The organism is Saccharopolyspora erythraea (genome assembly GCF_018141105.1).
Classification (GTDB): domain Bacteria; phylum Actinomycetota; class Actinomycetes; order Mycobacteriales; family Pseudonocardiaceae; genus Saccharopolyspora_D; species Saccharopolyspora_D erythraea_A.
In genome coordinates this window covers 2910561-2937175 of sequence record NZ_CP054839.1, presented here as the reverse complement: position 1 = coordinate 2937175, position 26615 = coordinate 2910561, and the positions used below count along the sequence as shown (strand labels likewise).

General features: G+C 71.8%; 24 protein-coding genes. 4 read left to right on the top strand and 20 right to left on the bottom strand.

The features are described 5' to 3' along the window. Nucleotides 1-140: 140 nt before the first annotated feature. The 3 genes from HUO13_RS13705 to HUO13_RS13695 form a co-directional block, all read right to left on the bottom strand. Nucleotides 141-2099, bottom strand: a complete 1959-nt coding sequence (locus tag HUO13_RS13705) for a vWA domain-containing protein (RefSeq protein WP_211901749.1) — start codon at nt 2097-2099, stop codon at nt 141-143. Further along, on the bottom strand, nt 2096-3493 hold the full coding sequence (locus tag HUO13_RS13700; protein ID WP_432757857.1) for an ATP-binding protein: 1398 nt from the start codon (nt 3491-3493) through the stop codon (nt 2096-2098). Before HUO13_RS13700 ends, HUO13_RS13705 begins: the two co-directional genes overlap by 4 nt. A gap of 372 nt (nt 3494-3865) precedes the next feature. Beyond that, nucleotides 3866-4630: a nucleotidyltransferase domain-containing protein gene (locus HUO13_RS13695; protein WP_211901747.1), complete on the bottom strand. Its 765-nt coding sequence runs from the start codon at nt 4628-4630 to the stop codon at nt 3866-3868. Nucleotides 4631-4716: 86 nt separating this feature from the next. On the opposite strand from HUO13_RS13695, the gene HUO13_RS13690 reads away from it, so the two are divergent. Beyond that, nucleotides 4717-5949 carry a serine hydrolase domain-containing protein gene (locus HUO13_RS13690; protein ID WP_211901746.1) on the top strand — a complete coding sequence of 411 codons (1233 nt, stop codon included), beginning with the start codon at nt 4717-4719 and terminating at the stop codon, nt 5947-5949. A 230-nt stretch (nt 5950-6179) separates the two neighbouring features. On the opposite strand, the gene HUO13_RS13685 is transcribed toward HUO13_RS13690, so the two are convergent. The 10 genes from HUO13_RS13685 to HUO13_RS13640 form a co-directional block, all read right to left on the bottom strand. Continuing rightward, a complete protein-coding gene (locus HUO13_RS13685) occupies nt 6180-7532 on the bottom strand; it encodes an ADP-ribosylglycohydrolase family protein (RefSeq protein ID WP_211901745.1) in 1353 nt (450 codons plus the stop codon). Nucleotides 7533-7558: 26 nt separating this feature from the next. Next, nucleotides 7559-9928: a putative T7SS-secreted protein gene (locus HUO13_RS13680; RefSeq protein WP_249124770.1), complete on the bottom strand. Its 2370-nt coding sequence runs from the start codon at nt 9926-9928 to the stop codon at nt 7559-7561. 2 nt (nt 9929-9930) lie between these two features. Continuing rightward, entirely contained in the window at nt 9931-10293 is a 363-nt protein-coding gene (locus tag HUO13_RS13675) for a hypothetical protein (protein ID WP_211901744.1), read from the bottom strand. Further along, nucleotides 10293-10787 carry an SseB family protein gene (locus HUO13_RS13670; RefSeq protein WP_249124769.1) on the bottom strand — a complete coding sequence of 165 codons (495 nt, stop codon included), beginning with the start codon at nt 10785-10787 and terminating at the stop codon, nt 10293-10295. The genes HUO13_RS13675 and HUO13_RS13670 overlap by 1 nt, the downstream gene beginning before the upstream one ends. 159 nt (nt 10788-10946) lie before the next feature. Continuing rightward, complete coding sequence (locus tag HUO13_RS13665; protein ID WP_211901742.1) at nt 10947-11762, bottom strand: ABC transporter ATP-binding protein; 816 nt, start codon at nt 11760-11762, stop codon at nt 10947-10949. Next, the gene (locus HUO13_RS13660) at nt 11759-12454 is read right to left on the bottom strand and encodes a FadR/GntR family transcriptional regulator (protein ID WP_249124767.1); all 696 of its coding nucleotides are present in this window, start codon (nt 12452-12454) and stop codon (nt 11759-11761) included. The genes HUO13_RS13665 and HUO13_RS13660 overlap by 4 nt, the downstream gene beginning before the upstream one ends. Before the next feature lie 42 nt (nt 12455-12496). Then, nucleotides 12497-13327, bottom strand: a complete 831-nt coding sequence (locus tag HUO13_RS13655; protein WP_211901741.1) for an SDR family oxidoreductase — start codon at nt 13325-13327, stop codon at nt 12497-12499. 21 nt (nt 13328-13348) lie between these two features. Continuing rightward, the gene (locus tag HUO13_RS13650; RefSeq protein WP_249124766.1) at nt 13349-14341 is read right to left on the bottom strand and encodes an MBL fold metallo-hydrolase; all 993 of its coding nucleotides are present in this window, start codon (nt 14339-14341) and stop codon (nt 13349-13351) included. After that, nucleotides 14341-15135 (bottom strand): SCO1664 family protein, encoded by a 795-nt coding sequence (locus tag HUO13_RS13645; RefSeq protein ID WP_211901739.1) that lies wholly within the window; start codon nt 15133-15135, stop codon nt 14341-14343. The genes HUO13_RS13650 and HUO13_RS13645 overlap by 1 nt, the downstream gene beginning before the upstream one ends. A gap of 6 nt (nt 15136-15141) precedes the next feature. Next, the gene (locus tag HUO13_RS13640; protein ID WP_211901738.1) at nt 15142-15708 is read right to left on the bottom strand and encodes a DUF3090 domain-containing protein; all 567 of its coding nucleotides are present in this window, start codon (nt 15706-15708) and stop codon (nt 15142-15144) included. Nucleotides 15709-15957: 249 nt separating this feature from the next. Between HUO13_RS13640 and HUO13_RS13635 the strand changes: the two genes are divergently transcribed. Beyond that, a complete protein-coding gene (locus tag HUO13_RS13635; RefSeq protein ID WP_211901737.1) occupies nt 15958-16890 on the top strand; it encodes a S66 peptidase family protein in 933 nt (310 codons plus the stop codon). A 19-nt stretch (nt 16891-16909) separates the two neighbouring features. Here the strand turns inward: HUO13_RS13635 and HUO13_RS13630 are convergent, their stop codons facing one another. Next, nucleotides 16910-17494, bottom strand: coding sequence for a CGNR zinc finger domain-containing protein (locus HUO13_RS13630; protein WP_211901736.1), 585 nt, complete (start codon nt 17492-17494; stop codon nt 16910-16912). Between the two features lie 90 nt (nt 17495-17584). Between HUO13_RS13630 and HUO13_RS13625 the strand changes: the two genes are divergently transcribed. Together HUO13_RS13625 and HUO13_RS13620 are read left to right on the top strand one after the other, a co-directional pair. After that, nucleotides 17585-18439, top strand: coding sequence for an alpha/beta fold hydrolase (locus HUO13_RS13625; RefSeq protein ID WP_211901735.1), 855 nt, complete (start codon nt 17585-17587; stop codon nt 18437-18439). A gap of 231 nt (nt 18440-18670) precedes the next feature. Continuing rightward, complete coding sequence (locus tag HUO13_RS13620) at nt 18671-19303, top strand: uridine kinase (protein WP_211901734.1); 633 nt, start codon at nt 18671-18673, stop codon at nt 19301-19303. Between the two features lie 93 nt (nt 19304-19396). On the opposite strand, the gene HUO13_RS13615 is transcribed toward HUO13_RS13620, so the two are convergent. The 6 genes from HUO13_RS13615 to HUO13_RS13590 all read right to left on the bottom strand — a co-directional run bounded on the left by HUO13_RS13615 (nt 19397) and on the right by HUO13_RS13590 (nt 26498). Beyond that, nucleotides 19397-20995 (bottom strand): dipeptide ABC transporter ATP-binding protein, encoded by a 1599-nt coding sequence (locus tag HUO13_RS13615; protein WP_211901733.1) that lies wholly within the window; start codon nt 20993-20995, stop codon nt 19397-19399. After that, the gene (locus tag HUO13_RS13610; RefSeq protein WP_211901732.1) at nt 20992-21888 is read right to left on the bottom strand and encodes an ABC transporter permease; all 897 of its coding nucleotides are present in this window, start codon (nt 21886-21888) and stop codon (nt 20992-20994) included. The genes HUO13_RS13615 and HUO13_RS13610 overlap by 4 nt, the downstream gene beginning before the upstream one ends. Beyond that, nucleotides 21885-22922 carry an ABC transporter permease gene (locus HUO13_RS13605; protein WP_211901731.1) on the bottom strand — a complete coding sequence of 346 codons (1038 nt, stop codon included), beginning with the start codon at nt 22920-22922 and terminating at the stop codon, nt 21885-21887. Before HUO13_RS13605 ends, HUO13_RS13610 begins: the two co-directional genes overlap by 4 nt. A 3-nt stretch (nt 22923-22925) precedes the next feature. Further along, on the bottom strand, nt 22926-24719 hold the full coding sequence (locus HUO13_RS13600; protein WP_211901730.1) for an ABC transporter substrate-binding protein: 1794 nt from the start codon (nt 24717-24719) through the stop codon (nt 22926-22928). A gap of 242 nt (nt 24720-24961) precedes the next feature. Then, nucleotides 24962-25678, bottom strand: a complete 717-nt coding sequence (locus HUO13_RS13595) for an Imm1 family immunity protein (protein ID WP_211901729.1) — start codon at nt 25676-25678, stop codon at nt 24962-24964. 196 nt (nt 25679-25874) lie between these two features. After that, nucleotides 25875-26498, bottom strand: coding sequence for a TetR/AcrR family transcriptional regulator (locus HUO13_RS13590; protein WP_211901728.1), 624 nt, complete (start codon nt 26496-26498; stop codon nt 25875-25877). Nucleotides 26499-26615 lie beyond the last annotated feature (117 nt).

Here is a 26615-nt window from a genome sequence, read left to right as displayed (position 1 = left end):
CACTTCCGGATCCCCACCGATGCGAAACGTTGTCGCTGCCATGCGCTTTTCGCGCTCCCCTCAGTCAACGGCAGAGGCTAGCAGCGCGATCGACCACGAACCAGGTCCACCGACAGCAACCGGTCTCGCCGCGCGGAGAACTAGCGGCGGCGCTTGCTGCGCAGGTAGTCGCCGACGACGGCGGCGCCGAGGCCGTCGGGGGTCGGAGCCACCACGCGACCCCCGCCCCGGCGGGCGACGATGTCCACGAACGCCTCCAGCCTCGGGTCGTCGCCGAGCATGAAGACGCTCAGCGACGCGCCCAGCCTGCTGAGCGAGTCCACTTCGGACAATGTCGCCGACAGGGTGCGCGGCGTGGGCGGGTACTGGAAAACGGCCTCGCCGTCGGGTTCCAGGTGTGCTGTGGGTTCGCCGTCGGTCACCACGAGCACCACCGGCTGCGCGTCGGGGTTCCGCCGCAGGTGCCGACCCGCCAGCAGCAGGGCGTGGTGGAGGTTGGTGCCCTGCTCCCAGGTCCCCTCCAGTGCCGCCAGTTCACCGACATCCACAGTGGACGCGTAACGCCCGAAAGTCACCAGTTGCAACGCATCCGAGCGGTAGCGTGTGGCGACGAGGTGGTGCAGCGCGAGCGCCGTGCGCTTCATCGGCACCCATCGCCCGTCCTGCACCATCGACCACGACGTGTCCACGCACAGCGCGACCGCCGCCCGCGAGCGCTGTTCGGTCTCTGCCACCTCGAGGTCGGCGATGTCCAGCATCGGCGACGACGGGCCTTCGGCCGCGCGGCGCAACACGGCGTTGCGCACCGTCCTGCCGGAGTCCCACGGCTCGGAGTCGCCGAACTCCCATGGCCGCGTCGTCCCGGTCGGCTCCCCCGCCGCACCTGCCCGATCCGTGTCGCGTTCCCCGCGCCGCGACCGGAGGCCGGAAATCACCGACCGCAGCGCGGTTTCCCCGAGCCTGCGCATCGCGCGCGGGGTCAGGCGCAGGCTGCCGTCGGAGGCGCGCTCCAGCATCCCGTGCTGGCGCAACTGCCGCTCGATCTCCGACAGCCGTTGCGCGTCCACGACGGCCTGCGGCCCGAGCTGGCGTTCCAGCGCCTCCAGGTCGATGTCCTCCAGCCGCGCGCCCGGATAGGACTGGCCGAGCTGTTCGGCGAGCCGGTCCAGCTCGCCGAGTTCGGCCATCGCGGCGGTCGCCTCGCCGAGCCCCAGCGGTTCGTCACCCCGGAACCGGGCCCGGCCGGACCAGTTCTCCCCCGGGCGCAGACCTCGAAGCTGGGCGTCCATCTGCTGCAGCGCCTGCCCGATGCGCGGATCGCCGAAAGCCTGCTGCGAAAGCTGCGCGAGTTCTGCGCGCTGCTGCTCGCTCATCGAGTTCAGCATCCGTTGCGCGGCAGCGGAACGCTCCGCGAGCGCGTCGATCAGCTCGTCGACGTTGCGGGGCTGCTCGGGGAAGAACTCGCCGTGCTCGGCCATGAACCGCTCGAACTGCTCGCGGGTGTCGTCACCGCGGGCGTGCGCGGCGAGCAGGTCGTTGAGGTCGTCGAGCATCCGGCGGACGCGTTCGACGTCCTCGGGCGTGGTCTGCTCCAGCGCCTGCTTCATGCCCTGGAAGCGCTGTTCGAGGAGTTCGCTGCCGAGCAGGTTGCGGATCTCCTCGAACGTCTCCCGCGCGTCCTGCGAACGCCAGTCGTACTGCGACAGCTCCGAAACCGCGCCGGCGGTGTCGGTGGGCAGCGCGTCCATCTGCATCTCGCGGAAGCGCGCGTCCTCGCTACGCTCGGCCGAAAGCGCCTGGCGCTCCTGGGAGACCGCGCGGTCGAGCAGCCTGCGGACCTCGTTGAGCGTGCCGTCGAGGTTGTGCCTGCGCTGCAACTCGCTGCGGCGCTGCCACAGCCGCCGCGTCAGCTCGTCCAGTCCGCTGGTCTCGCGCGTTCCGGTGCGCAGCAGCTCTTCCAGCGCCGAGCGGGGCGACGCGCCCTCCATCACCTCGCGGCCGATCGCGTCGAGCGCGGAACGCAGGTCCACCGGTGGTTCCAGCGGATCGGCGCCCCCGTGCCAGGCGCGGTAGCTGTAGCGGCGAGGCGGACGGCTCATCGCCCGTACACCGACCTGTCGTCCTCGACGTCCTTGCTCAGCCGCTTGGACAGGTACAGCGACTCCAGCGCCAGCTCGACGGCGCTGGCGATGCGGCCCGGCGGGTCGCCGGCGCGCACGTCCAGGCGCTCGGCGACCTGGTGCAGGACCGGCAGCTCCGGCAGCGCGGTGAGCACGTCGCGGGCCGCGATCCGCTCTCCGGTGGCAACTTGGTGCCCGTCGACGACGGTGTCGGCCAGCGACTGCAGGTCGAGCCCGGCGAACGCGGAGCGCGCGGTGTCGGCGACCGAGCGGCGCAGCAGGTAGCCGAGCAGCTCGTCCTCCCGACCCTCCTCGCCGGCCTCGAACTCGATCTTGCCGCGCAGCACCGAGGGCACGGCGTCGAGGTCCACCGGCCGGGCCACCGCGGGCTCCTCGCCGATGAGCGCGCCGCGGTGCACCGCGGCGGCGGAGACGGTCTCGGCGGCGGCGATGGCGAACCGGGCGGAGACACCGGAGCGCTGGTCGACGGCCGGGGACTCCCGCAGGTGGCCGACGAAGCGCGCCAGCACCTCCAGCAGGTGGTCGCCGACCTCGGCCTCGAGCACCGCCTCCTGGCGGACCAGCGAGATCTCGTCCTCCAGCTCCAGCGGGTAGTGGGTGCGGATCTCGGCGCCGAAGCGGTCCTTCAGCGGCGTGATGATGCGTCCCCGGTTGGTGTAGTCCTCGGGGTTGGCGGTGGCCACGAGCAGCACGTCCAGCGGCAGCCGCAGGCTGTAGCCGCGGATCTGGATGTCACGCTCCTCCATCACGTTCAGCAGCGCGACCTGGATGCGCTCGGCCAGGTCGGGCAGCTCGTTGATGGTGACGATGCCGCGGTGCGCGCGGGGCACGAGTCCGAAGTGGATCGTCTCCGGGTCGCCCAGCGACCGCCCTTCGGCGACCTTGACCGGGTCGACGTCACCGATGAGGTCGCCGACCGCGGTGTCGGGTGTGGCCAGCTTCTCGGAGTAGCGCTCGCTGCGGTGGCGCCACGTCACCGGCAGGTCGTCGCCCTCCTCGGCGGCGCGCCGCAGCGACACCGGGGTGATCGGCTCCAGCGGGTGCTCGTCCAGCTCGGAGCCCTCGATCACCGGGGCCCATTCGTCGAGCAGCTCGCTGAGGCCGCGCAGCAGCCGGGTCTTGCCCTGCCCGCGCTCGCCGAGCAGCACCACGTCGTGGCCCGCGATCAGGGCGCGTTCCAACTGCGGCAGCACGGTCTGGTCGAACCCGACGATTCCGGGCCAGATCGTGCGCCCCGAGCGCAGCGCGGTCAGCAGGTTGCCGCGCGCCTCCGCCTTGACGCTGCGCGGGAGGTGGCCGCTGGAGCGCAGCTCCCCCGCGGTTCGCGGGAGGCCCGGGGGTGGGGTCGGGATGCTCGTCACCCACCCGACGCTACCTCTCAGAGCGAGCTGACGCCGCCGTCGGCGAAAGGATTTCAGGACAGCGGAAGCGGCCCGGCAACGCTGCGCGACCAGCGACGAACGACCGCGACAGTGCGTAGTGGACTCCGGGTGCCGGCGGGAGCGCCGTGGCGCCCTTGAGTCTTTTGCTTTTGGGCCGCTGTTTCAGCCCAAAAGCCCCTTTCGCCGTACCCGGGGTCAGCGTTTTCGGGCGCCTTGCCGGCGGTGGTTCCGCGCGCCAAGCCCGCGATGACTTCAGGCGCCCAACCCGCGGCGTCTCCGGGCGTCGAGTCCGCCGGTGTTCCGGCGTCTCCGGGCGCCAAGTCCGGCGGCGTTTCCGAGTGCTTAGTCCGCGGCGACCACGTCGTTGAACAGCTCCAGGGCGTCGTCGACCGCCTTGGTCAGCGACTCCGGCTCGGTGGTCACGCCCGCCACCAGGCCGTCGACCTCGCGGAGTCCGGCGCGCTCCAGCAGCTTCTTCTCGTTGGTGATCCACTCGCCCCGGTCGGCCAGCGCCGCGTGCGCGGCCTGGCACGCCGCCTGCCCGATGGCGCCCACCGTCTCGGCGAGGTGCCCGTGCTCGGCATACGCGGCCCGGGCGTAGCCCAGCGTGAGCTGCGCCGAGTCCCACCAGCGCGGCGCGGCCGCCTTGCGCAGCGCGTCCGGATACTCCGGTTTCTCCAGTTCGCCGCGCAGTGTCCGGTTGATGGCGAGTTCGGCCGCCACCAGGTAGCTCGGAATTCCCGCGAGGTGGAACATCAGCGACTCGACGTGGAAGCGCCCGGCCCGCGCCTCGGCGAGCTGGTGCTCGACGTCGTCGAGGTCGCGGTAGTGCACGTCGATCTGCCTGCAGTCGACTTCCAGCCACGCACCGCCGTTGAAGACCCCGCCGCCCCAGCCGCCGATCGGCGAGATCTCGCCCGGCCAGCCGACGGCGCGCAGGTCCTGCGGGTCGAACTCGCCGCGGTAGTAGATCGCGAAGTCCCAGTCACTGTCCGCGCGGTGGGTTCCGCTGGCCCGGGAACCGCCCAGCGCGACCGCCTCCACACCGGGCAGACCGGCCAGGGTGTCTGCGATGTGGTCGCGGAATTCGTCGTCTCCTAGGTCCACGGGGCAAGAGCGTACCGGTCGGTCTGGCGACGGCGCTCGCGCTGAAGGTAGAAAGGAGCGCGGTGCCGTCTGCGAGGAGGACTGCCGTGAGCCCACTGCACGTCGAGGCCGAACCCGCTGAGCTGGGGTTCGACGCCGCCCGGCTCAAGCGCATCGACCGCCACTTCGCCCGCTATGTCGACGAGGGCAAGCTGCCGGGTTACCTGGTGCTGGTCGCCCGGAGCGGCAAGATCGTGCACCTGGCCACGCAGGGCAAGCGCGACATGGAGGCCGGGCTCCCGGTCGAGACCGACACCCTGTTCCGCATCTACTCGATGACCAAGCCGGTCACCTCGCTCGCGGCGATGATGCTCTACGAGGAAGGCGCCTTCGAGCTCACCGATCCGGTCAGCGCGTTCATCCCTTCCTTCGCCGAGCAGCAGGTCTACCTGGGCGGTCCCGCGCGCAAGCCGGAAACCCGGCCCGCGACCGCGCCGATGCTGGTCTGGCACCTGCTCACCCACACCTCCGGGCTGACCTACGGCTTCCACAACCTGCACCCGGTCGACCAGATGTACCGGGACGGCGGTTTCGAGTGGGGCAGCCCGCCCGCGCTCGACCTGGCGGGCTGCTGCGACGAGTGGGCGTCGATGCCCCTGCTGTTCGACCCCGGCCAGGCGTGGAACTACGGCGTGTCCACCGACGTGCTGGGCCGCGTGGTCGAGGTCGCCTCCGGGCAGTCGCTGGACGAGTTCTTCCGCAGCCGCATCCTGGAACCGCTGGGCATGCACGACACCGGTTTCAGCGTGCCCGAGTCGGAGACGGAGCGGCTGGCGGCGCTCTACACCGCCGACGCGGCGGGCGGCCCGGTGCGCAACGACAGGTTCGGCCGCGTGGGCTCGACGCTCCCGCGGGTACTGGCGGGCGGACAGGGCCTGGTCTCCACGGCGCGCGACTACCACCGCTTCCAGCAGATGCTGCTGCGCGGCGGCGAACTCGACGGCGCCCGCGTGATCGGCAGCCGCACCCTGCGGTACATGACCCGCAACCACCTGCCGGGCGGTGCCGACCTGGAGTCCATGGCCCTCGGCTCGTTCTCGGAGGTCGCCAACGCGGGCAAGGGCTTCGGCCTCGGCTTCGCCGTGATCGACGACCCGGCGGCGGCCAAGGTGCTGTCGTCGGCCGGCGAGTTCTCGTGGGGCGGAGCCGCCAGCACCGCCTTCTGGGTCGACCCGGCAGAGGAGCTCACCGTGCTGTTCCTGACCCAGCTCCTGCCTTCCAGCACCCACCCCATCCGGCCCCAGCTCCACCAGCTCGTGTACCAGGCTTTGGTGGACTGAGACTGTTGCCGGTTGGGGCGGGCCCTACGGCTCGCCCCCGCTGTGCGCTCAGGCTTTGCCTTCTGGGCCGTCCTTCTCGACGGCATCGCCGGCCTTCTCCGCTTCCCTGGTGGTAGGCGCCGGCGCGAAGCCTGGGTCTCGGGACATTTGAGACACGGCGGGGCGTTGGCCGGGCGACCGCCCCACTGTCGTCAGCGACCTCGTGGTCGCCGACCACCGCTGAGCCGCGGTCACCACCCTGGGTACCGGCGGAACCACGACTCGTCGCGGGGCGGGTTCGTGCTGTACTCGGCGATCTCGTCCTCGGCCAAGGTGTCGACGACGTCGGCGAGCGGCGCAGCGGCACGCAGGTCGGCCGGTATCGCCCGCACTCCGCACTCGGCACCGATGAGCAGCCCGGAGACAGCCCCCACCACCGAGCGGTGCGCCGAGTAGTTCATGGCCAGTTGCAAAGCCTCGCGCACGTAGTCGCTGGCCATCGCGCAGTAGAGGGCGAGCCCGAGCGCTTCGGCACCGTCGCTCCCGCCATCGCCGAACGGCTTTCGCATGTCCTGGCGCGAGGCGGGGACCCAGTACTCCTGGTTCATGGTCAGCGCCAGGTCGATCTTGCGCAGGACCCGCTCGGCGTGGCGGCGTCGCCGCAGCATCTCCTGGGCCGCGGTGACGCAGTCGAAGAACGGCTGGTCGCGAATCTGCTGTTGCAGGATCACTGCGAGGGCACCGGCCGCCAGGCAGTCGTCCGAGCTGTTGTGCGTGAGCGCGGCGATGTTCAACGCGCCGAGGAAGGCCGCGTCGGCGTCGTTCGAACACGCCGCCAGACCCGCGACCCTGGGCAACAGTGCGGCGCCTCGCGCTCGGGCCACCGGCTGGGGCAAGGACGACAGCTCGCCGGTGCGGGCGAAACGCTCCAACTCGGCAACCGTCGCCGGATCGGCTGCGCCGTCCTGGTAGAGCATCTCGGTGCCCACCAGCCACCCGTCGGGCTGCGGCGCGTGGGCAGCGTACGGCCCACCGGTGACGTTCCACCCGTGCCCCTTGGGGACGCGCTGGGTGTGGAGCCAGCGCTGGAGGGCGTGCTGGATCACGGGCGTGGGTTGTCCTGACTCCCCGCGAGCCCGAACCCCCAGCCGGATCAGCCCTTCCATGGTGAAGGCCATCAGCTGCGCGGCCGCGGACGACTCGCCCACGGCGCTGCGCAGGACGTACTCGGTGAGCGCCTTGTCACCCTTCAGCTTCAGGTCCGGCGACCAGGGCAGCTCGTACACCGCCCCGGCATCGACCGCACGGCCCAGCGCATCCCCGGCCGCCGCGGTCACGAGCGCACCGCGGAACCGTTCGCGGTAGTCGGGGGCGGGCATGAGCCGTCCCGTGTCCGGATCACGACCGTCGATCTCGCGGACCCGGCGGTCGAAGTCGATCTGGGCCTCCAACGGGGCGTCCATGTCCACGTAGTGGAGGTTGTAGTCACTGCCCTCCTTGCGACCCTGGGGGCGGAAGTCGGAGCGCTTCTCGTTGCGCTTCGTCCAGTCCGCGTGCCAGCGGGAGACCTTCCCGCTACGCCGGCTCCCCTGTTCCTTGGGCAAGCCCTTCGGTGCTACCCGTTCGTCCCTCACAGCCTCTTCACCCCATGCCACGCGACTTTTTCCCGCCCCGACGGGTCTTGCAGTACGTCCTTGCCGAGCCATCGCCGATCGCGCCACTCCCCGGGCTGGAGGCCCTCAGGCCGCCCGAGCCCGCTGATCTCTCGCGGCTTAGGGAAGTTCTCCGAGCCTTCGTAGAACCGCGACTCGATCTCGCGCGCATTCAGCAGCAGTTCGTTCTGTGCTTCGATGGCCTTGCTCAAGGTCCCGTGATCCGCATCCGGCCGGCGCAACTGGTCCTGAAGACCCGCGAGGTCCCGCTCCGCACACGCGATCTCGTCTTGCAACCTCGGCAGAATGTGATAGACGGCTTGCGCGTGGTTCGCGAACTCGTACCCTTGCCTCGCCCACGCGTAGCTGCCGACATCGATGTTGGCACGGAGGCGGATCTCCTCGACCCCGGAGTTCCGGTACCAGTCCTCGAGCTTCCCGTTGAACTCGGAGGCGAAGCCCGAACCTCGGAGCTCGGGGTCGAGGATCTCGAGCTTGTTGTGGGTCACCGACACGCCGCCGTCCGCGAGCCTGTAGAAGTCGCGGATCGCTGATCCCGCAGGTTGTCCGTTCGCATCGAGGATGTCAGCGACCATGCGGTACGAACCCGCGTTGCCGCTGACCTCCTTCACCGCGACGGTGAGGTCTCCGTACTGGCCGTCGAGCGCTTCCCTGAACGTGTGCAGAGCGCGTCCCGCGTCGAACGGTGCCCCTGCTTCCGGGAACAGCTCGTCGACACCCGGCCGATCGCCGTCGCCGCGCGGCGACGGGTCATCACCACCGTGCCCAGGTGGATCGTCGTGGTGGCCTGGCTGGTCCGGTCCGCTCTCGTGGTCGCCGTCCCGGTGGGTCGGCGTCTCAGGTTCGGGAATCCGGTCAAGCGGCTCGGTGGTCGGAGTGGTTGCCCGTTCGTGCGGTCCTGGCGCATTGTCGTCGAATTCGTCCTGCCAAGGCGGTGTGCGGTCGACCTTCTCGGCATAGCGCGGAGCGTGTTCGACGACCTCCTGGGCGCTGCCCATCGGTCCGAACCCGCCGTCTGGGCGGGTCGGGTAGCTGGTCTGCGGTTCCGGATGCCCCCAGGACGGCGTGGTGTCCGGGGCGTGGTGCGCCGGTGTGGAGGGCGGTAGGTCGTTGTAGTCGCCCCAGGGTGTGGTCGGTGACGGGGGCTGCTGTGCCTGTGGGGTCGATGCTTCCGGACGCGGCTGCGGCGCGGGCGGGTCCGGCCGCGGCTGGTGCTGCGGTGCGGGCGGTTGCGGTCGCGGTGAGGGCTCGGGCGTGTGCCGGGGGACCCCGTCGACCCGGCCCGCGGTTTTGCCCAGATCACCCGCGACCTCGCCCACCTTGCCCACGCCGCGGGCCACGCGGCTGGCGATGCCCGCGCCGCCGACGATCGACCCGACCGCATCCGGCACCATCTCCCCGGCGGCGCGCAGCGGGTCGTTCTTCCAGCCCTCGACGTTGAGCATCGTCTTGCCGACCTGGTAGCCGAATCCCGCCGGGTCGGTGGTGGCCGCTTTGACCAGGCCGTCGACCTGGGCGTTGAACTGCGCGACCTCCTGCGGGTGGGTCATGGTCCACGCCGGGTTGCCGTAGGTGGTCATGAAGCCCACCGCGCCGATGACCGTGCCGCCCAGGCCGACCACCGCGTCGACGGCACCACCGACCAGCGAACCGACGCCCGCGCCCAGACCCTGCACCAGGTCCTCGGCGTTGGCTGCCAGCTGCGCCAGCAGTCCCGGCTCCGCCGGCGCGGCCTCCATCGCACGCCCGACGATCCGCGCCGCCCGCAGATCCGCATCGGCCACCGCGGCCTTCGCCGCGGCGATCTCCCGTTCGGCCTGGGCCCGCGCCTGCGCACCCGGATCGGAGAACTCCGGCGGCGCCGCACCGGCACCGGGATCGGCGTTGTAGCGCTCCACTGCCGCGTTGTGCGCCAGACGCGCCTTTTCACTCTCGGCGTTGGCCCGATCCAGCGCCTGCTTGGCCTGCTCCGCCCGCGCCTTGGCATCGGCCAGCACCCGCGCGTAGTCCTGCACCGCCGTACCCGCCTCGGTGTGCGCATCCGCAGCGGCCAGCCACCGCGGCGGCAACGTGGCCGTCAGGTACTCCCGCGCGGCGTCGGCGGCCTTGCCCTCCCAACCACCGGCATCGATGCGCTTGAAACCCTCACCGGCCTTCTCGAACGCCGCCCCCAGCTTCAGCAGGTGCGCCGCCAACTCCTCGGCAACCGCCGGATCCCCCGGGATCAGGTCCTGCTCGACCAGACCCGTGACCTGACCCAGATACTCCAGCTCGCTACCGAGCGAGTTCATGTCCTCGGAGAACGAGGACGTGTTCGTCCACGCCACCCTCAGCCCCGCTTCGCCTCGTGCACGCCGCCCAAGGCGCGGATCGCCGCCTGATCAGTGGCCAGGTACTCCGCACGGACCTCGGCCAGCGCATCAGCCGCGGCCACACCGTCCTCGACCAGGAACCGCGTCCCCCAGCTCCACTTGTCGGCGAACCCGACCAGCATCGCCGGCAACATGCCGCCGCTGCCGATCCGCGGAGCGTTGTCCATGCACGCCTGCACCAGGCCGTGCCCCGAGGCACCCAGCGCGTCCCCGACACCGCCACCGCCGGCCATGTCCGCCAACTCCTTGACCGCGTCCCGCACACCCTGCTCGGCCGTGCGCATCGCCTGCAGATCCGCGGCGAAAAACCCGTACCCCATCAGCCCATCCCCCCGTGCTCCGCCGCCCCCACCGCGGGCACCACCAGGGCGCGCTCCACCACCACCGACTCCGGTGCCAGCCCCGCGAACGGCGGCACCGCCACGACGTGCTCACTGCCCGGATCCAGCACCAGGCCCGTACCGGCGGGCAACTGCGGCCACACCTCATCCAGCAGCTCAGCACCGCTGAGCCTGCCGTAACGCAGCGTGTCCCCGCCCCGCTGCGCAGAGCGGAAGAAAGCGGCCATGCGCGGCAAGGACGAGAAGACCGCAGCCCACGCCGACCCCTCCGCCGTCACCAGCGGCAGCTGCGGCGCGGCATCAGCACCGGTCAACTCGACGAAGACGACCGACTCACGCAACACGCGCGGGATCCCGCCCATGGCGAGCAAACCAGAACGCACCTCGCCCAACGCGACCACCAGCGAGCCGTCCACTTCGGACGATGAGCTTGCCGGCTCCGCGTCCGGCAACGTGCCCGCGAAGGTCAGCACGCGACCACCCACCGCCTCCCCCTCCCCGGAACACCTTCTGTCGCCTTTGCCGGGGAGGGACTTTAACCACCACGAGGAGATGCGCAGGCGGTGATCACCGAAACACCACCCGTGATCGCCGTCTCACCCGATCGCCAGCCGGTGTCTGCGCGCCCACCCTCACGCCGCGGCGCGGGTGCGGGCGCTCCAGCGGCCGTCGGGGGTGCGGGTGATCAGCACCGGGTGGTCGAAGCACGCGCTGATGCGGTCGGTCGTCAGGACGTCGTCGACGGGGCCCGCGGCGAGACATTCGCCCTCGCGCAGCAGCAGGGCGTGGGTCGTGGTGGCCGGGAGTTCCTCCAGGTGGTGGGTCACCAGAACCGTTGCCAGGTCGGGGTGTTGGCGCCGCAGGGTGTCCAGGCTGGACAGGAGCTGTTCGCGTGCCGCGAGGTCGAGGCCGGTCGCGGGTTCGTCGAGCAGCAGGAGCCGCGGCCACGGCATGAGCGCCCGCGCGATGAGGGCGCGGCCGCGTTCGCCCTGGGACAGGGTCGGCCACCGGGCGTCGGCGCGCGCGCTCATGCCCAGCATGCGGATGAGGCCGTCGGCCTGTTCGCGCTGTTGCGCCGTCGGGACCCACCTCGGGACCGGTTCGGTGGTGTTGGTCAGCCCGGTCAGCACGACGTCGCGCAACCGCAGCGGCGCCTGCAACGGGTGCCTGGGGTTGACGTGACCGACGTGGGAGCGCAGCTCGCGCATGTCGACCCTGCCGAGGCGGTGTCCGAGCACCTCCACCGAGCCTCGCGTGGGATGCGTGACCGCCCCGAGCAGGCCGACCAGGGTGCTCTTGCCCGCGCCGTTGGCGCCGAGCAGCGCCCAGTGCTCGCCGCGGCGCACCGTCATCGAGATCGCGCGCAGCAGGTGGTTGCCCTCCCGGACGACGTCGACGTCGTCGACGCGCAGAACCGGTCCGGTGTCGCTGGGCCGGGAGTCGGTCACTTCGCCGCCACCTTCGCTCGCACGGTCGCCATTACGCTCTCCAGGTTCTCGACGGTGGCCGCGACCGCGGCCTCGGAGTCGCCGCGGCGCAGCGCTTCCAGCAGGTCGGCATGGGCGCACGAGACGTCGGGGATGCCGGTCTCGTGCGCCACCATCGCGGTCAGCGCCTCGGCGAGCGCGGGCCGCACCGAGTCGAAGAGGCCGAGCAGCACGGCGTTCCCGGACAGCTCCACCACCACGCGGTGGAAGTCCAGGTCCGCGTCGACAAACGCCGCGGGGTCACCGTCGAGGCGTGCCTGGCGCCGGCTGAGGCGTTCGGCGATCCCCTCGACGTCCTCCGGGCGCACGCGCTGGGCGGCGAGCCTGGCCGACTCGACCTCCAGCGCCCTGCGCACCTCGTAGACCTCCAGCAGCCGTGCCCGTCGCAGCATGCGCCGCAGGTCTCCGGTCTCTTCCTGCGCCGCGGCGACGAAAGTGCCCGAGCCGTGCCGGACGTCGAGCAGGCCGTCCCGCGCGAGCAGGCGCACCGCCTCCCGGACCGACGAGCGCCCGACGCCCAGATCCGCGGCGAGCTGGACCTCGCTCGGCAGCTTTTCCCCGGCCGCCCAGCGCCCTTCGGCGAGCAGTTCGCGAAGGGCGCGCTCGACTTCGGGGACCACGGGTCCGCGCCGCAACCGCCGCGTCTCCACCACCGCGCACCTCCTGATCTCGGGGTGCGACGCTAGCAGAACTCCTCAGACGTCTGAGGAGTTGTCCCTGGGGCGCCAGCGCCCGAAGCCGCCCTCGGTGTTGATCACCTGGCCGGTGATCCACCTGGCCTCGTCGGTGGCCAGCCACGCGATCAGCCTGGCGGGGTCGTCGGGCTCGCCGTAGCGGCCGAACGGGAACATCGGCCGCACGTGCTCCCAGTCGCGCTCGCCGAGGTAGCCGGTGTCCACAGGGCCCGGATTGACGGTGTTGAGCGTGATTCGCGCGTCGGCGAGCTGGTCGGCCAGCGTCGTGGTGATCTCGGCGAGCGCGCCCTTGGCCGCCGCGTAGGCGACCTCCCCCGGCATCGGCCCGAGGCCCTGCCCGGAGGTCATGAAGACGATCCGGCCACCGTCGCGGCCGTCGTGCGCGGCGGCGAACGCCTGCGCGAGCAGGATCGAGGACCGGGTGTTGACGGCCCAGTGCCGGTCCAGCATCACCGCGTCCAGCTCGCCCAGCGCCCCGTCCGAGCCGCTGAGCGCGTGGTTGCACACCAGGATGTCGACGTGGCCGAACTCGGCGGCCGCGGCGTCGAACACCCGTTGCGGCTGCGCGACTTCGGCGAGGTCGGCGTCGAGATGGGCGAGGCGGGCGCCGTCGACGAGCTGGTCGGCGACACCGGCCACGACGGCGTCGATGTCGTCGGCGCCCCACGGCTGTTCGACGTCGTGGGAGCGGTAGTGGTGGAGGAAAACGTTCGCGCCGTAGGAGGCGAGGCGGCGCGCGATCGCGTGGCCGATGCCCCGCCGCCTGCTGACGCCGGTGACCAGGGCCGTGCGGCCGCGCAGCGGATGAGGATCTCGTCGGAGTCCGGGCATCGGCACAGGATGCCCGAACCGCTACGCGGGCAGCACTCGCGTTTCGCCGATGGCGAGGTCCCACAGCTCCGCGGGGTCGCGACCGGCCTCACGCCACGCGTCGCGGAACCGGGTCAGCGGCTCCAGCACCGGCTCGCGCGTCAGGGCGAAGGTGCCCCAGTGCATCCCGGCGGCGCGCGCGGCCCCCAGGTCGGCCACCGCGCGGACGGCCTCCTCCGGGTCCATGTGCACCGGACGCATGAACCAGCGCGGCGCGTAGGCACCGATCGGCACCATCGCCACGTCGATGCCCGGCAGCCGGGCGCCGATCTCGGCGAAGTGCGGGCCGTAGCCGCTGTCGCCCGCGTGGTAGAGGCGGCGCCCGTCCGGGCCGGTGATCACCCAGCCGCCCCAGAGGCTGCGGCAGGTGTCGCGCAGGCCGCGCCTGCTCCAGTGCCGCGCGGGCACGAAGTCGAAGGTCAGCCCCGCGACCTCGGCGGTCTCCCACCAGTCGAGCTCGACGACCTCGGTGAAGCGCCTGCGTCGGAACCAGTCGCCGAGCCCTGCCGGAACGAGCATTGGCGTCGAGCGCGGCAGCTTCGCGATGGTCGGCGCGTCCAGGTGGTCGTAATGGTTGTGGCTGATCACCACGGCGTCCACCCGCCCGGCCGGCCGTACGGGTTCCAGTCCGGCGTGCAGCTCGCCGAAGGCCACTCCGGGCGGGGTCAGCCGCCTCGGCACGCCGGGAATCCGCGTCGACCACACCGGATCGGTGAGCACCGAGACGCCTCCCGTGCGCACCAGGTAGGTGGCGTGCCCGATCCAGGTCAGCGCGGTGTCGGTGGGCCGCACCGGCCGCAAACCGGTGCGCAGGACCGGGATGCTGTCGGCGTCGCCGAGCGGCGCCCGCGACCGTCCGCTCCACATCAGCCGCATGACGTCGCGGAAGCGCGGCAGCGGTGCGGCGAGGCGGTCGGCGAAGCTCGGGGGCCACTCGCGGGCGGGATGCGGCGCCGGGCGGACCGGACCGGACATCAGAACGCCGGCCAGGGAATCGCGGGCCACTCGCCGGACGGGGCCGGGAAGACGCCCGCCTCCAGCAGCTGGTCGATGCGCTGCACCACCGCCTGCACTTCCTTCGGCGTGATGTGCTCGGCGAGGTCCTGGGCCAGCGGGCCCTCCAGCAGGGCGCGCAGCTCGCTGAGGCGTTCGACCTCGGCATCGGGCAGGTCCTGCCCGATCCAGCCCCACAGCACGGTTCGCAGCTTGTCGTCGGCGTTGAGGCTCACGCCGTGGTCGACGCCGAACACGCGGCCGTCCGGGGTGTGCAGGATGTGCCCGCCCTTGCGGTCGGCGTTGTTGATCACAGCGTCGAGCACTGCCAGACCGCGCAGCGAGTCGTGGTCGGCGTGGGCCAGCACCACCGGCGACCCGTGGTGGTCCTGCGCCCTCAGCACGGGCAGCCAGCTGTCGGGCACCTCGCCCGGTGCGACGATGTCGACGAGCTCGGAGTCCTCCTCCGTGTCGATCCACAGCTGCACCATGCCGGGCCCGAACGGCCCGTCGCGCAGGATCGTCGGCGGGACCAAGCCCCACCCTCCGGACTCCGACAGCAGGTAGGAGGCGATCTCCCGGCCGGCGAGCGTGCCGTCGGGGAAGTCCCACAGCGGGCGCTCGCCGCGGACCGGCTTGTAGACGCACTCGGCCGCCACCCCGTCGAGCTCAATGCCGCAGAACAGCGTCGCGTTCGACGCCTCGACCAGCCGTCCCTGCATCTCGATCCGGCCCCGCCGCAACAGCTCGCGAGCACCGGCCCCCTCGGCGGGCACCGGAGGCTAGTCCTCGTCCGAGCGGCGGTAGCCGTTCTGGCGCGGGCAGATGTGCCCGGCCGGGTCCAGCGGCTCCGCGCACAGCGGACAGGGCTTGCGACCGGCGTTTATGACCCGCTCGGCGCGTTCGGCGAAGGCCCGCGCGTGCCCGGGGGTGAGGAAGACCCGCACCGCGTCGGGGCCCTCCTCGGTGTCGTCGAGCACGACCGACTCGTCGATCTCCTCCTCGGTGACGGCGAGCAGCTCGACCACCACCGCCTCGGTCTCGGCGTCCCAGCCCAGGCCCATCGTGCCGACGCGGAACTCCTCCTCCACCGGCACCCGCAACGGGTCGGTGTCGAGCAGCTCCTCGGGCGGTTCGGCGGGCAGCTCGGCGTCGAAGCGCCTGCGCACCTCGTCCAGGAGGGCGCCGATGCGTTCGGCCAGGACCGAGACCTGCTGCTTCTCCAGCTGCACGCTGACGGTGCGGACGTCCTCGGACGCCTGGAGGTAGAAAACGCGCTCGCCTGGTTCACCGACCGTTCCTGCTACGAACCGGTCGGGCTGGCGGAAGACGTGGATGACACGAGCCATGACACCTCCGACACTAGGCCACGGGGGTGGGTGCGTGCGCGGCCGTCCCCCGTTTTCCACGTCACCTGCACCAGCGGGCGCGGTAGGCCGCATCCGTCGCAACGCCGCTTGCTGGGAGATCGTGCCCGCGGGCGTGCCACCGGGCCTGTTCGCCCATCGCGAACAGATCTCTCCTCCGGCACGTCCGGGCCGCTGCGGATACCCTCACCGGCAGTGGTCAAGATCGCGCCGCCCGGACGGAGCACCGCCATGAGCATGCGTGAACTACGCCGCCCGCACCGGCTGAGCCCCGGCGACGCGGTCGCGGTGGTCGCACCGGCGGGGCCGGTGCCCGCGGAACCGCTCGAGGCGGGACTCGCGCAGCTCCAGGAGTGGGGACTTCGGGTCGTGGTCGGCAAGCACGTGCGGGAGCGGCACCCGCGGCTGGACTACCTCGCGGGCGCCGACGCCGACCGCGCCGCCGACCTCCAGCAGGCGTGGTGCGACCCCGAGGTGCGCGCCGTGCTGTGCGCGCGCGGCGGCTACGGCAGCACGCGGATCCTCGACCACCTGGACTGGGACCGGATGAGCGCGGCGGGACCGAAGGTGCTGGCCGGCTCCAGCGACATCACCGCGCTGCACCAGGCGTTCGCCACCCAGCTCGGCCTGGTCACCGTCTTCGGACCGATGCCCGCGACCGGAGCGTTCACCGACGACCCGCCCGCGCGCGAGCACCTGCGCAGAACGCTGTTCGAGCCCGAGGCGGTGACGATCGTGACCCGCTCCGGCGCGGACGCGCTGGTGCCCGGCCGGGCACGCGGGGTGACCTACGGCGGGAACCTGAGCCTGGTGGCCTGCGCGCTCGGCGCCCCCGACGCGCCCACACCGCCCGAGCGCGGAATCGCGCTGCTGGAGGACGTCACCGAGGACCCGTACCGGCTCGACAGGTACCTGACGCAGCTGCTGCGGGCGGGCTGGTTCGACCGCGCGGGCGGCATCGCGCTGGGCTCGTGGACCGGCTGCGGGCCGCTGGAGGAGGTCCGGGCGGTCATGTCGGACCGGCTCGGCGCGCTGGGCATCCCGATCGTGTGGGAGCTCGGCTTCGGGCACTGCGACGCCCAGCGCACCATCCCGCTCGGCGTGGCCGCCGAGCTCGACACCGACGCGCGCCGGCTCAGCATCCTGCAGCCCGCGCTGCTGTGACGCCGGTCCTCCGGGCTGGTCACGGCCGCGCTTTGCGGCGGGCGTAGTGCTGACGGGCCTTCTCCCGGTTGCCGCAGCGGCGCATCGAGCACCACTGGCGGTTGCCGGCGGGCGAGCCGTCGAGGAACCGGATGCCGCAGCGGTCGGCCGCGCAGACGCGGACGGCGGGCGGCGGGTCCGTCGCGAGCAGGTCGACGGCGTCGGCGGCCAGTGCACCGAGCGCCGCCAGCACCGGGTCCCCCGGCGACGGAGCCCAGGAGACGACCACGCCGTCGTCGTCCTGGCGGAGCTGACGGGCGACCAGGTGGCTGTGGCGCGCGGTGCGGTTGATCAGGTCGATGTCGGGAGGATCGAGCCGTGCGGCGCGGGCGCGCGCCCGCGCCGCACGGTCGACTGCTTCGCGCAGTTCCAGCGCTGTCCGCAGGTGCGCCGAGGACGGCCGCGCGGAGCTAGCGCGTTCCGTCCCGAGCAGACCCGCCAGGACGAGCCATTCGGCGAGTTCTCCCGGCCCCAGGAGCAGCTCGCGCCCGCCGCGGTAGCGGTCGCGGTAGGTGTTGACCAGGTCGAGGCAGCGGCGACCGCTTTCCCACACCCATTCGTCCATCTCGCGCGCCTTCCCCGAAGCCGCTGTCATTGTCCAGCCCGCAGGGCGCGGCTACGATTCTAACCCTCTTAGGCAGTTAGGAGTCCGTCGATGCAGGTCAGCGAAGAGGTCGCGAGTGTCAACGGGCTGCGCATGCACTACCGGCGCGCAGGCGAGGGACCCGGGCTCGTGCTGCTGCACGGATGGCCTCAGACGGGGCACTGCTGGCGCCGGGTCGTCCCCGAGCTCGCCCGCACCCACACCGTGATCGTCCCCGACCTGCGCGGGTACGGCCGCACCGACAAGCCCCGCGGCGGCTACGACAAGCGGACCATGGCCGCCGACGTCGCGGCGCTTGTCGAGGCCCTCGGGTTCGCCTCCGTCCAGGTCGTCGGCCACGACCGGGGCGCCCGCGTCGCCCACCGCTGGGGACTGGACCGGCCCGAGCAGGTGGGGCGGCTCGCCGTCCTGGACATCGTGCCGACCAGGGAGATGTGGCGGCGGCTCGACGCCGACCTCGCACCCGGCTACTGGCACTGGCTGTTCCACCTCCAGCCGGACCTGCCCGAGCGGCTGGCGGGTGCCGACATCGCGGGCTACCTGGGGCACTTCTTCGAGCAGTGGACCTACAACCGGCACGGCCTCGAACCGGCGGCGGTCGATGAGTACGTGCGGGCGTTCTCCGTCCCCGGCGCGCTGCGCGCCGGGTTCGACGACTACCGGGCGTCGTTCCCGCTCGACGCCGAGCACGACGACGCCGACGCCGCGTCCGGGCGCAGGCTGCGGATGCCGGTGCTGGCGCTGTGGGGCTCGACCGGGCTCCCGGCGCGACTGCCGATGCTCGACATCTGGCGCGACTACGCCGACGACGTGCGGGGCACCTGGATCGCCGAGTGCGGGCACTTCCTGGCCGAGGAGCGGCCGGAGGAGGTTCTGCGGCACCTGCGGGGGTTCCTGACGTCCTAGGTTTCACAAGCGGCGGAGCCGCTTGCGGCGTGGGACTCAGCTGGACCACCCGCGGGTTCTCAGCCGTCTTCTCGCGAGGACAGCTTCGACGCCGCGTTCGGACATACGTCAGTCGGAGATCCCGGAGCGAGAAGGCGGCTGAGGTTCCGCCAGGCGACCCACTACGCAAGCCACGTCTGAAACACGTCCTAGGCTGGACGGCGGTCGCTGTCGCCGCGGAAGGGTCGTCCGATGCGTGTCCGTCCGGTAACGCCGGAGCTGCTGGTCTCGGAGCTGGTCGAGCGCGTCGAGAAGTCGCAGGCGCGCCGGCCCCGGGTCGCCATCGACGGCGTGCCCGAGGCCGGGACCGGCGAGCTCGCGGACGCGCTGGTCGAACCGCTGCGGGTGGCGGGCCGGGACGTGGTGCGAGTGCGCATGGCCGACTACGTGCGCCCGGCGTCACTGCGGCTGGAGCGCGGCCGCGAGGACCCGGACTCCTACTACGAGTCGTGGTTCGACCTGGACGGGCTGCGCCGCGAAGTGCTGAACCCCTTGTCGGACGGCGGAAACGGCGAGGTTCTGCCCGCCCTGTGGGACGCCGAGGCGGACCGCTCGCCCCGGCTCGACCGGGTGCGCCTGTCCGAGCGCGGCGTGGCCGTGGTGGACGGTCCCCTGTTGCTGGGCGCCGGACTGCCCTTCGACTTCACCGCGCATCTGTTGCTGCCGCAGGCCGCGCTGGAGCGCCGGACGCCCGACGCGCGGCGCTGGATGCTGCCCGCGTACCGGCGCTACACCGACGAGGTCGGCCCGGAGCGGCAGGCGGACGTCCTCGTCCGCGTCGACCGCCCGGGCCGCCCCGCCATCGTCGACAGCCTCGACGGGTGAGGACGCGGGCGGACCGCACGTCCATCCACTGTGGAAGATCCACGTCGGCGCGGCTGCTCACCCAGCACCCGAGAGGATTCCCGGCGCGAAGCCTCAGCCCGCGGCTTCCCGGCGGATGGCGGGCACGGCCGACAGCAGCGTCCGGGTGTACTCGTGCTCGGGGTCCAGCAGCACCTGCTCGACGTCGCCGACCTCGACGATCTCGCCCCGGAACATCACCGCCACCCGGTCGGCGATGTTCCACGCCAGGCCCAGGTCGTGGGTGATGACCAGCGTCGAAAGGCCGCGCTCGACGCGCAGGCGCAGCAGCAGGGCCAGGATCTCGCCGCGCACGGTCGCATCCAGCGACGCCACGGGTTCGTCGGCGACCAGCACGCGCGGCTGGAGCACCAGGGCACCGGCGATGACCACGCGCTGGCGCTGACCGCCGGAAAGCTCGTGCGGCAGGCGGGAGAAGAACTTCTCCGCGGGCCGCAGCTCGGCCGCCTCCAGGGCCTGGGCGACCAGCTCCCGCTCGTCGCCCTCGATCCTGTGGATGCGCAGGCCCTCGGCGACCGCCTCGTAAACGGTGTGGCGGGGGTTGAGCGCACCGGTCGGGTCCTGCAGCACCAGTTGGACGTGCCTGCGGTAGTCGCGGAGCCCGGCGGCCGAGGTCGGCAGCCGCGACCCGTCGTAGTGCACCGCGCCGCCGGTCGGCGCCTGCAGGCCGAGCATGGTGCGCGCCAGCGTCGTCTTGCCCGAACCGGACTGGCCGACCAGGGCGACGATCTCGTTGTCGGCGACCTCCAGGTCGACCCCGCGCACGGCCCGCACCCGCTTGCCCGCGCGGTCGGTGAAGTCCACCGAGACGCCCTTGGCCGCCAGCAGCGCCGACCCCGGCGCTGCGCTGCTGGTGAAGCGGAACTCCGGGTCCCCCACGGTGGGGAAGGCGCTGGCCAGCGCGCGGCTGTGCTCGTGCCTCGGCGCGGTGATGACCTGCTGGGACGGCCCCTCCTCCACCAGCCTGCCCCCGTACATCACCGCGAGGCGGGCGCAGCTCGCCGACAGCACCGACAGGTCGTGGCTGATCATCATCAGCGCGATCTCGCGCTCGGTGACCAGCCGTCCCATCAGCTCCAGGATCTGGGCCTGCACCACCACGTCCAGCGCCGTGGTCGGCTCGTCGGCGATCACCAGCCGCGGCTCGCACGCGAGCGCCATCGCGATCATCACGCGCTGCTTCTGGCCGCCGGAGAGTTCGTGCGGGTAGGCATCGGCGCGGGCCGCGGGCAGCTCGACCTGCTCCAGCAGCTCGGCGACGCGCCCGCGAAGCTCGGTCTTCGAACGTCCCGGGGAGTGCAGCCTGATGGGCTCGGCGATCTGGGCGCCGATGCTCTGCACCGGGTTCAGCGCGTGCATCGCGCCCTGGAACACCACCGACGCGCTGGCCCAGCGGGCCGCGCGCAGCTCGCCGAAGGACATGGTGCGCACGTCCTTGCCGTCGAGCAGCACCTCGCCGCCGATCTCGGCCGACCTGGGCAGCAGCCGCAGCACCGACATCGCCAGCGTCGTCTTGCCGCAGCCCGACTCACCGGCCAGCCCGAGCGTGTCGCCTGCCTCGAGGCTCAGGTCGACCCCCTGCACGGCCGGGATCAGCCCGTCGGCGGTGCGGTAGGACACCGAGGTGTCGCGCAGTTGCAGGATCGGACTCACCGTTGCCCCCGAAGCCTCGGATTGAACACCGCTTCCAGCGCCCGGCCGCACAGCGTGAAGCTCAGCACCACCGCGACGATGCCCAGACCCGGCGGCAGCAGGTACCACCACGCGCCCGCGGTGACCGCGCCGGTGTCCATCGCCGACTTCAGCATCGAGCCCCACGACACCCGGCTCGGGTCTCCCAGGCCGAGGAACGACAGCGTCGACTCGGCGATGATCGCGCTGGCGACCTGCAACGTGGTGTTCGCGAAGACCAGCGGCAGCACGGCGGGCAGCACGTGGTGGCCGATGACGTGCGCGTGCCCGCCGCCGAGCGCCCTGGCGCGCTCGATGTAGGGGCGGGCCTCCACGGTGAGCGTCTGCGCCCGCACCAGCCGCGCCGTCGTGGCCCACGAGGTGACCCCGATCGCCAGCACGATGGTCGGCAGCCCACGGGCGAGCACGGTGGACAGCGCGATGGCCAGCACCAGCGAGGGCAGCACGAGGAAGAAGTCGGTGACGCGCATCAGGACCGTCGAGGTCCAGCCGCCGAAGTGCGCGGCGAGCACGCCGCACACGGTGCCGATCACCACCGACAGCAACGCCGCGGACAACCCGACCACCAGCGACACCCGCGCGCCCCACCACGTCAGCAGCAGCACCGAGCGGCCCGACTCGTCGGTGCCGAGCCAGAACTCGGAGCCCGGCGCCTGCAACGCGCCGCCGGTGGCGCGCGTGACGTCGAGGCCGGAGTCGTCGGTGAGCAGCGGGGCCAGCAGCGCCAGGACCACGATCAGGCCCAGCAGCACCAGCCCGGCCAGCCCGCCCCGGTCCTCCCGGAAGATCCGCCAGGTCTCGGCGGCGCGGGCGCGGCGCCGCTCCCGTGCGATCTGCCTCGCGGTGGCGGTCATGACTCGCGCACCCGCGGGTCCAGCACCCGGTAGAGCACGTCGGCCAGCACGTTCATCACGATCACACTCCCGGCCAGCACGATGAAGACTCCTTGCAGCAGCGGCAGATCCGGCACCCGCAGCGCCTCGAAGGTCAGCAGGCCCAGGCCCGGCCACGAGAAGACCGTCTCGACGGTGATGGCCCCGGCGACCACCAGCCCGAGGTGCAGGAAGATCAGCGTCACGGTCGGCAGCAGGGCGTTGGGGACCGCGTGCCTGCGGCGCACCAGGTCCTCCCGCAGCCCCTTGGCCCGCGCGGTCGTCAGGTAGTCCGCGCCCATCTCCTCCAGCAGCGAGGAGCGCATGATCATCAGGTACTGGGCGTAGACCACCGCGACCATCGTCAGCGACGGCAGCACCAGGTGGTGCGCGACGTCGAGGACCTGCGGGACGAGCCCGTCGGGCACGTCGGGCGAGGAGATCCCGCCGACCGGGAACAGTCCCGGGATCGGCCCGGCCCCGACGCCGAAGACCATCAGCACGATCAGGCCGAGCCAGAACGTCGGCACGGACCACAGGGTCAGCGCCACCGAGGTCGAGCCCTTGTCGAACGCGCTGCCGTGCCGCCACGCCGCCCGGGTGCCGATCCACAGCCCGAGCACGACGGCGAGCACGGTCGAGGTGCCGACCAGCAGCAGCGTCGGACCGAGCCGTTCGAGGATCAGGTCGCCGACCGGACGGCTGTAGGTGTAGGAGGTGCCGAGGTCCCCGCGCAGCAGGTTGCCGAGGAAGTCCAGGAACTGCTTCCACAGCGGCTGGTCCAGCCCGAAGCGTGCCCGCAACGCCACCAGCTGTTCCTCGCTGACCGGCGCGCCGCGCGTCATCGTCCGCGCCGGGTCGCCCGGCATCACCCGGAAGAGGAAGAAGCCGAGCACCGCGACGAGGAACAGGCTCAGCAGCCCGCCGCCGAACTTTCCCGCGAGGTACCGGCCCAGCCGGCCGCGAGCGCCCCCGGAGCCGGTCGACTCGGGGGCACCCGCCAGTAGGTCAGCCACGCTTCACTCCCGGTTGTCGGCCGTCTTGCGCCTGCGGAAGACGATCAGCACCACCACGACGCCGACGAGCACCACCACCCCACCGAGCAGCAGCGCCGCGGTGCGGTAGTCCGAGCCGCTGGCGTCCTTGATGGCCAGCTCGGTGGGCTGGGCGCCGTAATAGCCCCAGTAGCCCTGCTGTCCAGTGATAACGCCTTCTCCCTTGGGCTGCATGGCGAATCCGCTGAAGCGGTCGCTGCGGTAGGCCTCCAGGGAGTTCTGGTAGAAGAGGATGAGCCCGGCCGCCTGGTCGTAGAAGCGCTCCTGGGCCTGGTTGACCGCGGCCACCCGGGCCGCGGGGTCGAACTCGTTGAGCTGGCGGGTGTAGGCCGCGTCGTACTGCGCGTCGCACAGGTAGCTGTCGGTGTTTCCGCCGCCCTCAGGGCTCGGACGGGCACCGCAGGTCTGCAGCCTCAGCACGTAGTCCGGGTCGGGGTTGGCCGACCAGCCGCTGATGACCATGTCGAAGTCACCGGCCACGGTGCGGTCGTTGAGCTGGTTGTCCGAGACCGGCTGGAGCTCGACGGCGATGCCCAGCTCCGAGAGCCACCGCTTGACGAACTCACCCACCTGGGCGTCGCTGGACTCGTCGCCGTGCAGCACGAAGTCGAAGTTCAGCGGCTCGCCCTGCGGGGTGCGCCGGGTGCCGTCGGCACCGCGCGCGTATCCGGCCTCGTCCAGCGCCCGGTTGGCCGCGGCGATGTCGAAGGGCCTGGGGTGCGGCGGGGTCCAGTGGTAGTCGGAGAAGATCGGCGGCAGGTAGCCGCCGCCGACCTGGCCGTAGCCGCCGAGCACCCGCTCGACCAGTGCCTTCCTGTCGATGGCCATGTCGATGGCCCGCCGCACGCGAACGTCGGTGAGTGCCTGGTGGCCGGTGCCGATGCGGGCGCCGGTGCTGTTGGCGGCACCGGGGTTGAGGATCATCTCGTAGAACCGCCGGCCCTGGCCCTTGACCTGCGTGATGTCGGGCTCGCCCTTGAGCGCGTCGAACTGGGCGGGCGTCAGCTTCTGCACGACGTCGACCTCGCCCTTGCGAAGGGCCTGCACGGCGGCGTCGCTGTTCTTGAAGTTGACGAACTGCAGCTCGGCGACCTTCGGCGCGCCGCGCCAGAACTTCTCGTTCGCGCGCAGCGTGAGGTAGCGCTCGGCCTCGTACTCGACGGGCACGAACGGTCCGCTCGACACGATCGGCATCTGGTCGTTGGTGAAGCTGGAGACGTCGGCGACCTTCGACCACACGTGCTCCGGCACGATCGGTGCGTCGATGGCCAGCATCGTCGCCTGCGGAGTGCGGGTCTTGACCACCAGCGTGGCGTCGTCAGGCGCGGTGACGGTCTCGAAGTTCTCGACGAAGTTGCCGTTGGCGGTGCTGGCCGCCGGGTCGCTCATCATCCGGTTGAACGTGTAGGCGGCGTCCTTGGCGGTCACCGGCCTGCCATCCGACCAGGTGACCCCCGGGCGGATGTGGAAGGTCCAGGTGAGCTTGTCGGCGGAGGTGTCCCAGCGCTCGGCCAGCTCCGGGATCGGCGTGAAGTCGTCCTGGCTGTAGGTGGTCAGCGTGGGATAGACCAGCCGGAACACCTCGGTGGAGGCCAGCGTGTAGCCCAGGAACGGGTTCAGCGAGTCGAACTGCTGCTGCAACCCGACGCGCAGCTTCGCGCCCTGCTTCCCGCCGTCCTGCGCCGAAGCCGGCACCGAGGCCGGGAACGCCAGCCCGGCCAGCAGGACCGCCCACAGCACGGCCAGTTTTCTGCCCACGTCGACCACTCCTTCGCGGTGAGTGAGAAGAAAGAACCATCAACAGGCGCTGGTCGTCAATGCTTAACAGGCCAATGTCGCCGAGTCTCGTCACGCACCTGTACCGAACCGTTACGCAGCGCGTTCCGCCGGCGTCACCCGCATACGTCGGCGACGAACCGAGGGCAGCGCCGAAAACGCCTCACCGAAACGCCGACGGCCCCGACCGCGCGTGCGATCGGGGCCGTCGGGCCGGACACCGGCTACACCTCACCCCAGCGGGCGGACTGCCACTGGACCGCTTCCGGCCGCTGCCCTTCGCGCGAGTACTCCAGCAGCGCGGCCCGCAGGTCGCGGAACGGCAGGACGGAGTCGCGCGGGAAGCGCAGCGCGCTGCCCGCGTCGAACCGCAGCGCGGGCGGGTCGGGCAGCGGCTGCGGGTTGAGGGTGTGCCAGGAGTGCAGTTCGCCCTCCTCGGTCTCCTCGGTGTAGTTCAGGACGCCGACCTCGGCCTCGGGGTCGGTCACCACCCGCACCTGCTGGTAGGGCCCGGCGGCCTCCTCGTTGTCGAACGGCCGGTCCCACACGAACAGGTGCGCCGCGCGCTTGGACTGCGGGCGCAGCACGCGGTTGACCAGCGTGGCCTTGTCGTCCTCGGTTTGCGCGTAGTGGCGGTCTCCGTCGATCACCGCGGTCGCGACCGTGACGCCCAGCTCGGTGTTGCGGGCCCCGATCGCCTCGGCGCGCAGCCCTTCGAGGCACTCGCGCGCCTCCTTCAGCGCCCGCATCGCCGCGCCCTGGTGAAAGACGAGGTCGCCCCAGTACGGGTGGCCGTGCACCTTGTTGAGGTCGCCGTAGACGGCGTTGGTGGTCTCGATCAGCTTGTCGACGACGTCCAGCGGAACATCCGACAGCCGCGCGAACACCGCGGCAGGGGGTTCGAGGGGACCCGACTCGTCTTGCGATGGCGGATTCGACATGCCTTCCCTACATCCAATGGCTCTTGGGACAAATCCACTGGCTCACAGGCGCCCGCGGGACGCCCCTGGACTCGTTGCGCGAAGGACTCCGCCGGTCATGATGCCAAGCCACGCCGACCGGCCGACCAGCAGCACCTGGGACGGACAAAGGCTACCGTGCGTGACATTCCGGCCCCGCAGCGCCACCGCGTCCCGGTCAGCTCGCGCGACCGCGCAGCACGCCGGGCACCGGACCGCTGGTTGTCGTCATCGACAGCAGCGCCCTGGCCAGCGCTTCGGCGTCGTCGAAGCCCGTCTGGCGCACCACGTCGTCGGGCTGGCTGAGCATCGTCAGCGCCACCCCGAGCATCCCGGCCTCCAGCAGAGCCCCGCCCCGGCGGCTGATGCGCTCGCCGACGGCGGCGTGCAGGTGCACCGTCGTGTCCACGTTGGCCAGTGCGATCTCGCCGAGCGCGGAACGCACCTCGGGTCTGCGCACGCCTTCCAGGTGCAGTTCGAACAGGGCGAGGAACCTCGAGCGGGCGTCGGTGACCATGCGCCGCAGCATCGTCGCGTAGAGGGTCGCGATGTCGTTCTTGTTCAGGCCTTCGGGCATCCGTTCACGCAGCTCGCGCAGCGCGGAGGTGTGCTCGGCGGCGATGTGGCGGGCCACGGCGATGAACAGCGAGCTGCGGGTCGGGTGGTAGTTCTTGGTGGTCCCCTCCGGCACCCCGGCCTCGCGGTCGATCGCGCGGTGGGTCAGCCCGCGGCCGCCCTCCCTGGCGAGCACCTCGATCGCGGACTCCGCGAGCAGTTCACGTCGGTTGCCTCTCTGCGGCATGCGTCCCCTGGCGGCTCGATCGTCATGACGTGATCAACAGCCTATCGCCGTCACGGGCCGGACGGTGGGAGGGGTGAACGCGGTTGACCCGTGTCGCGGCATTGGTATAGACCTCCT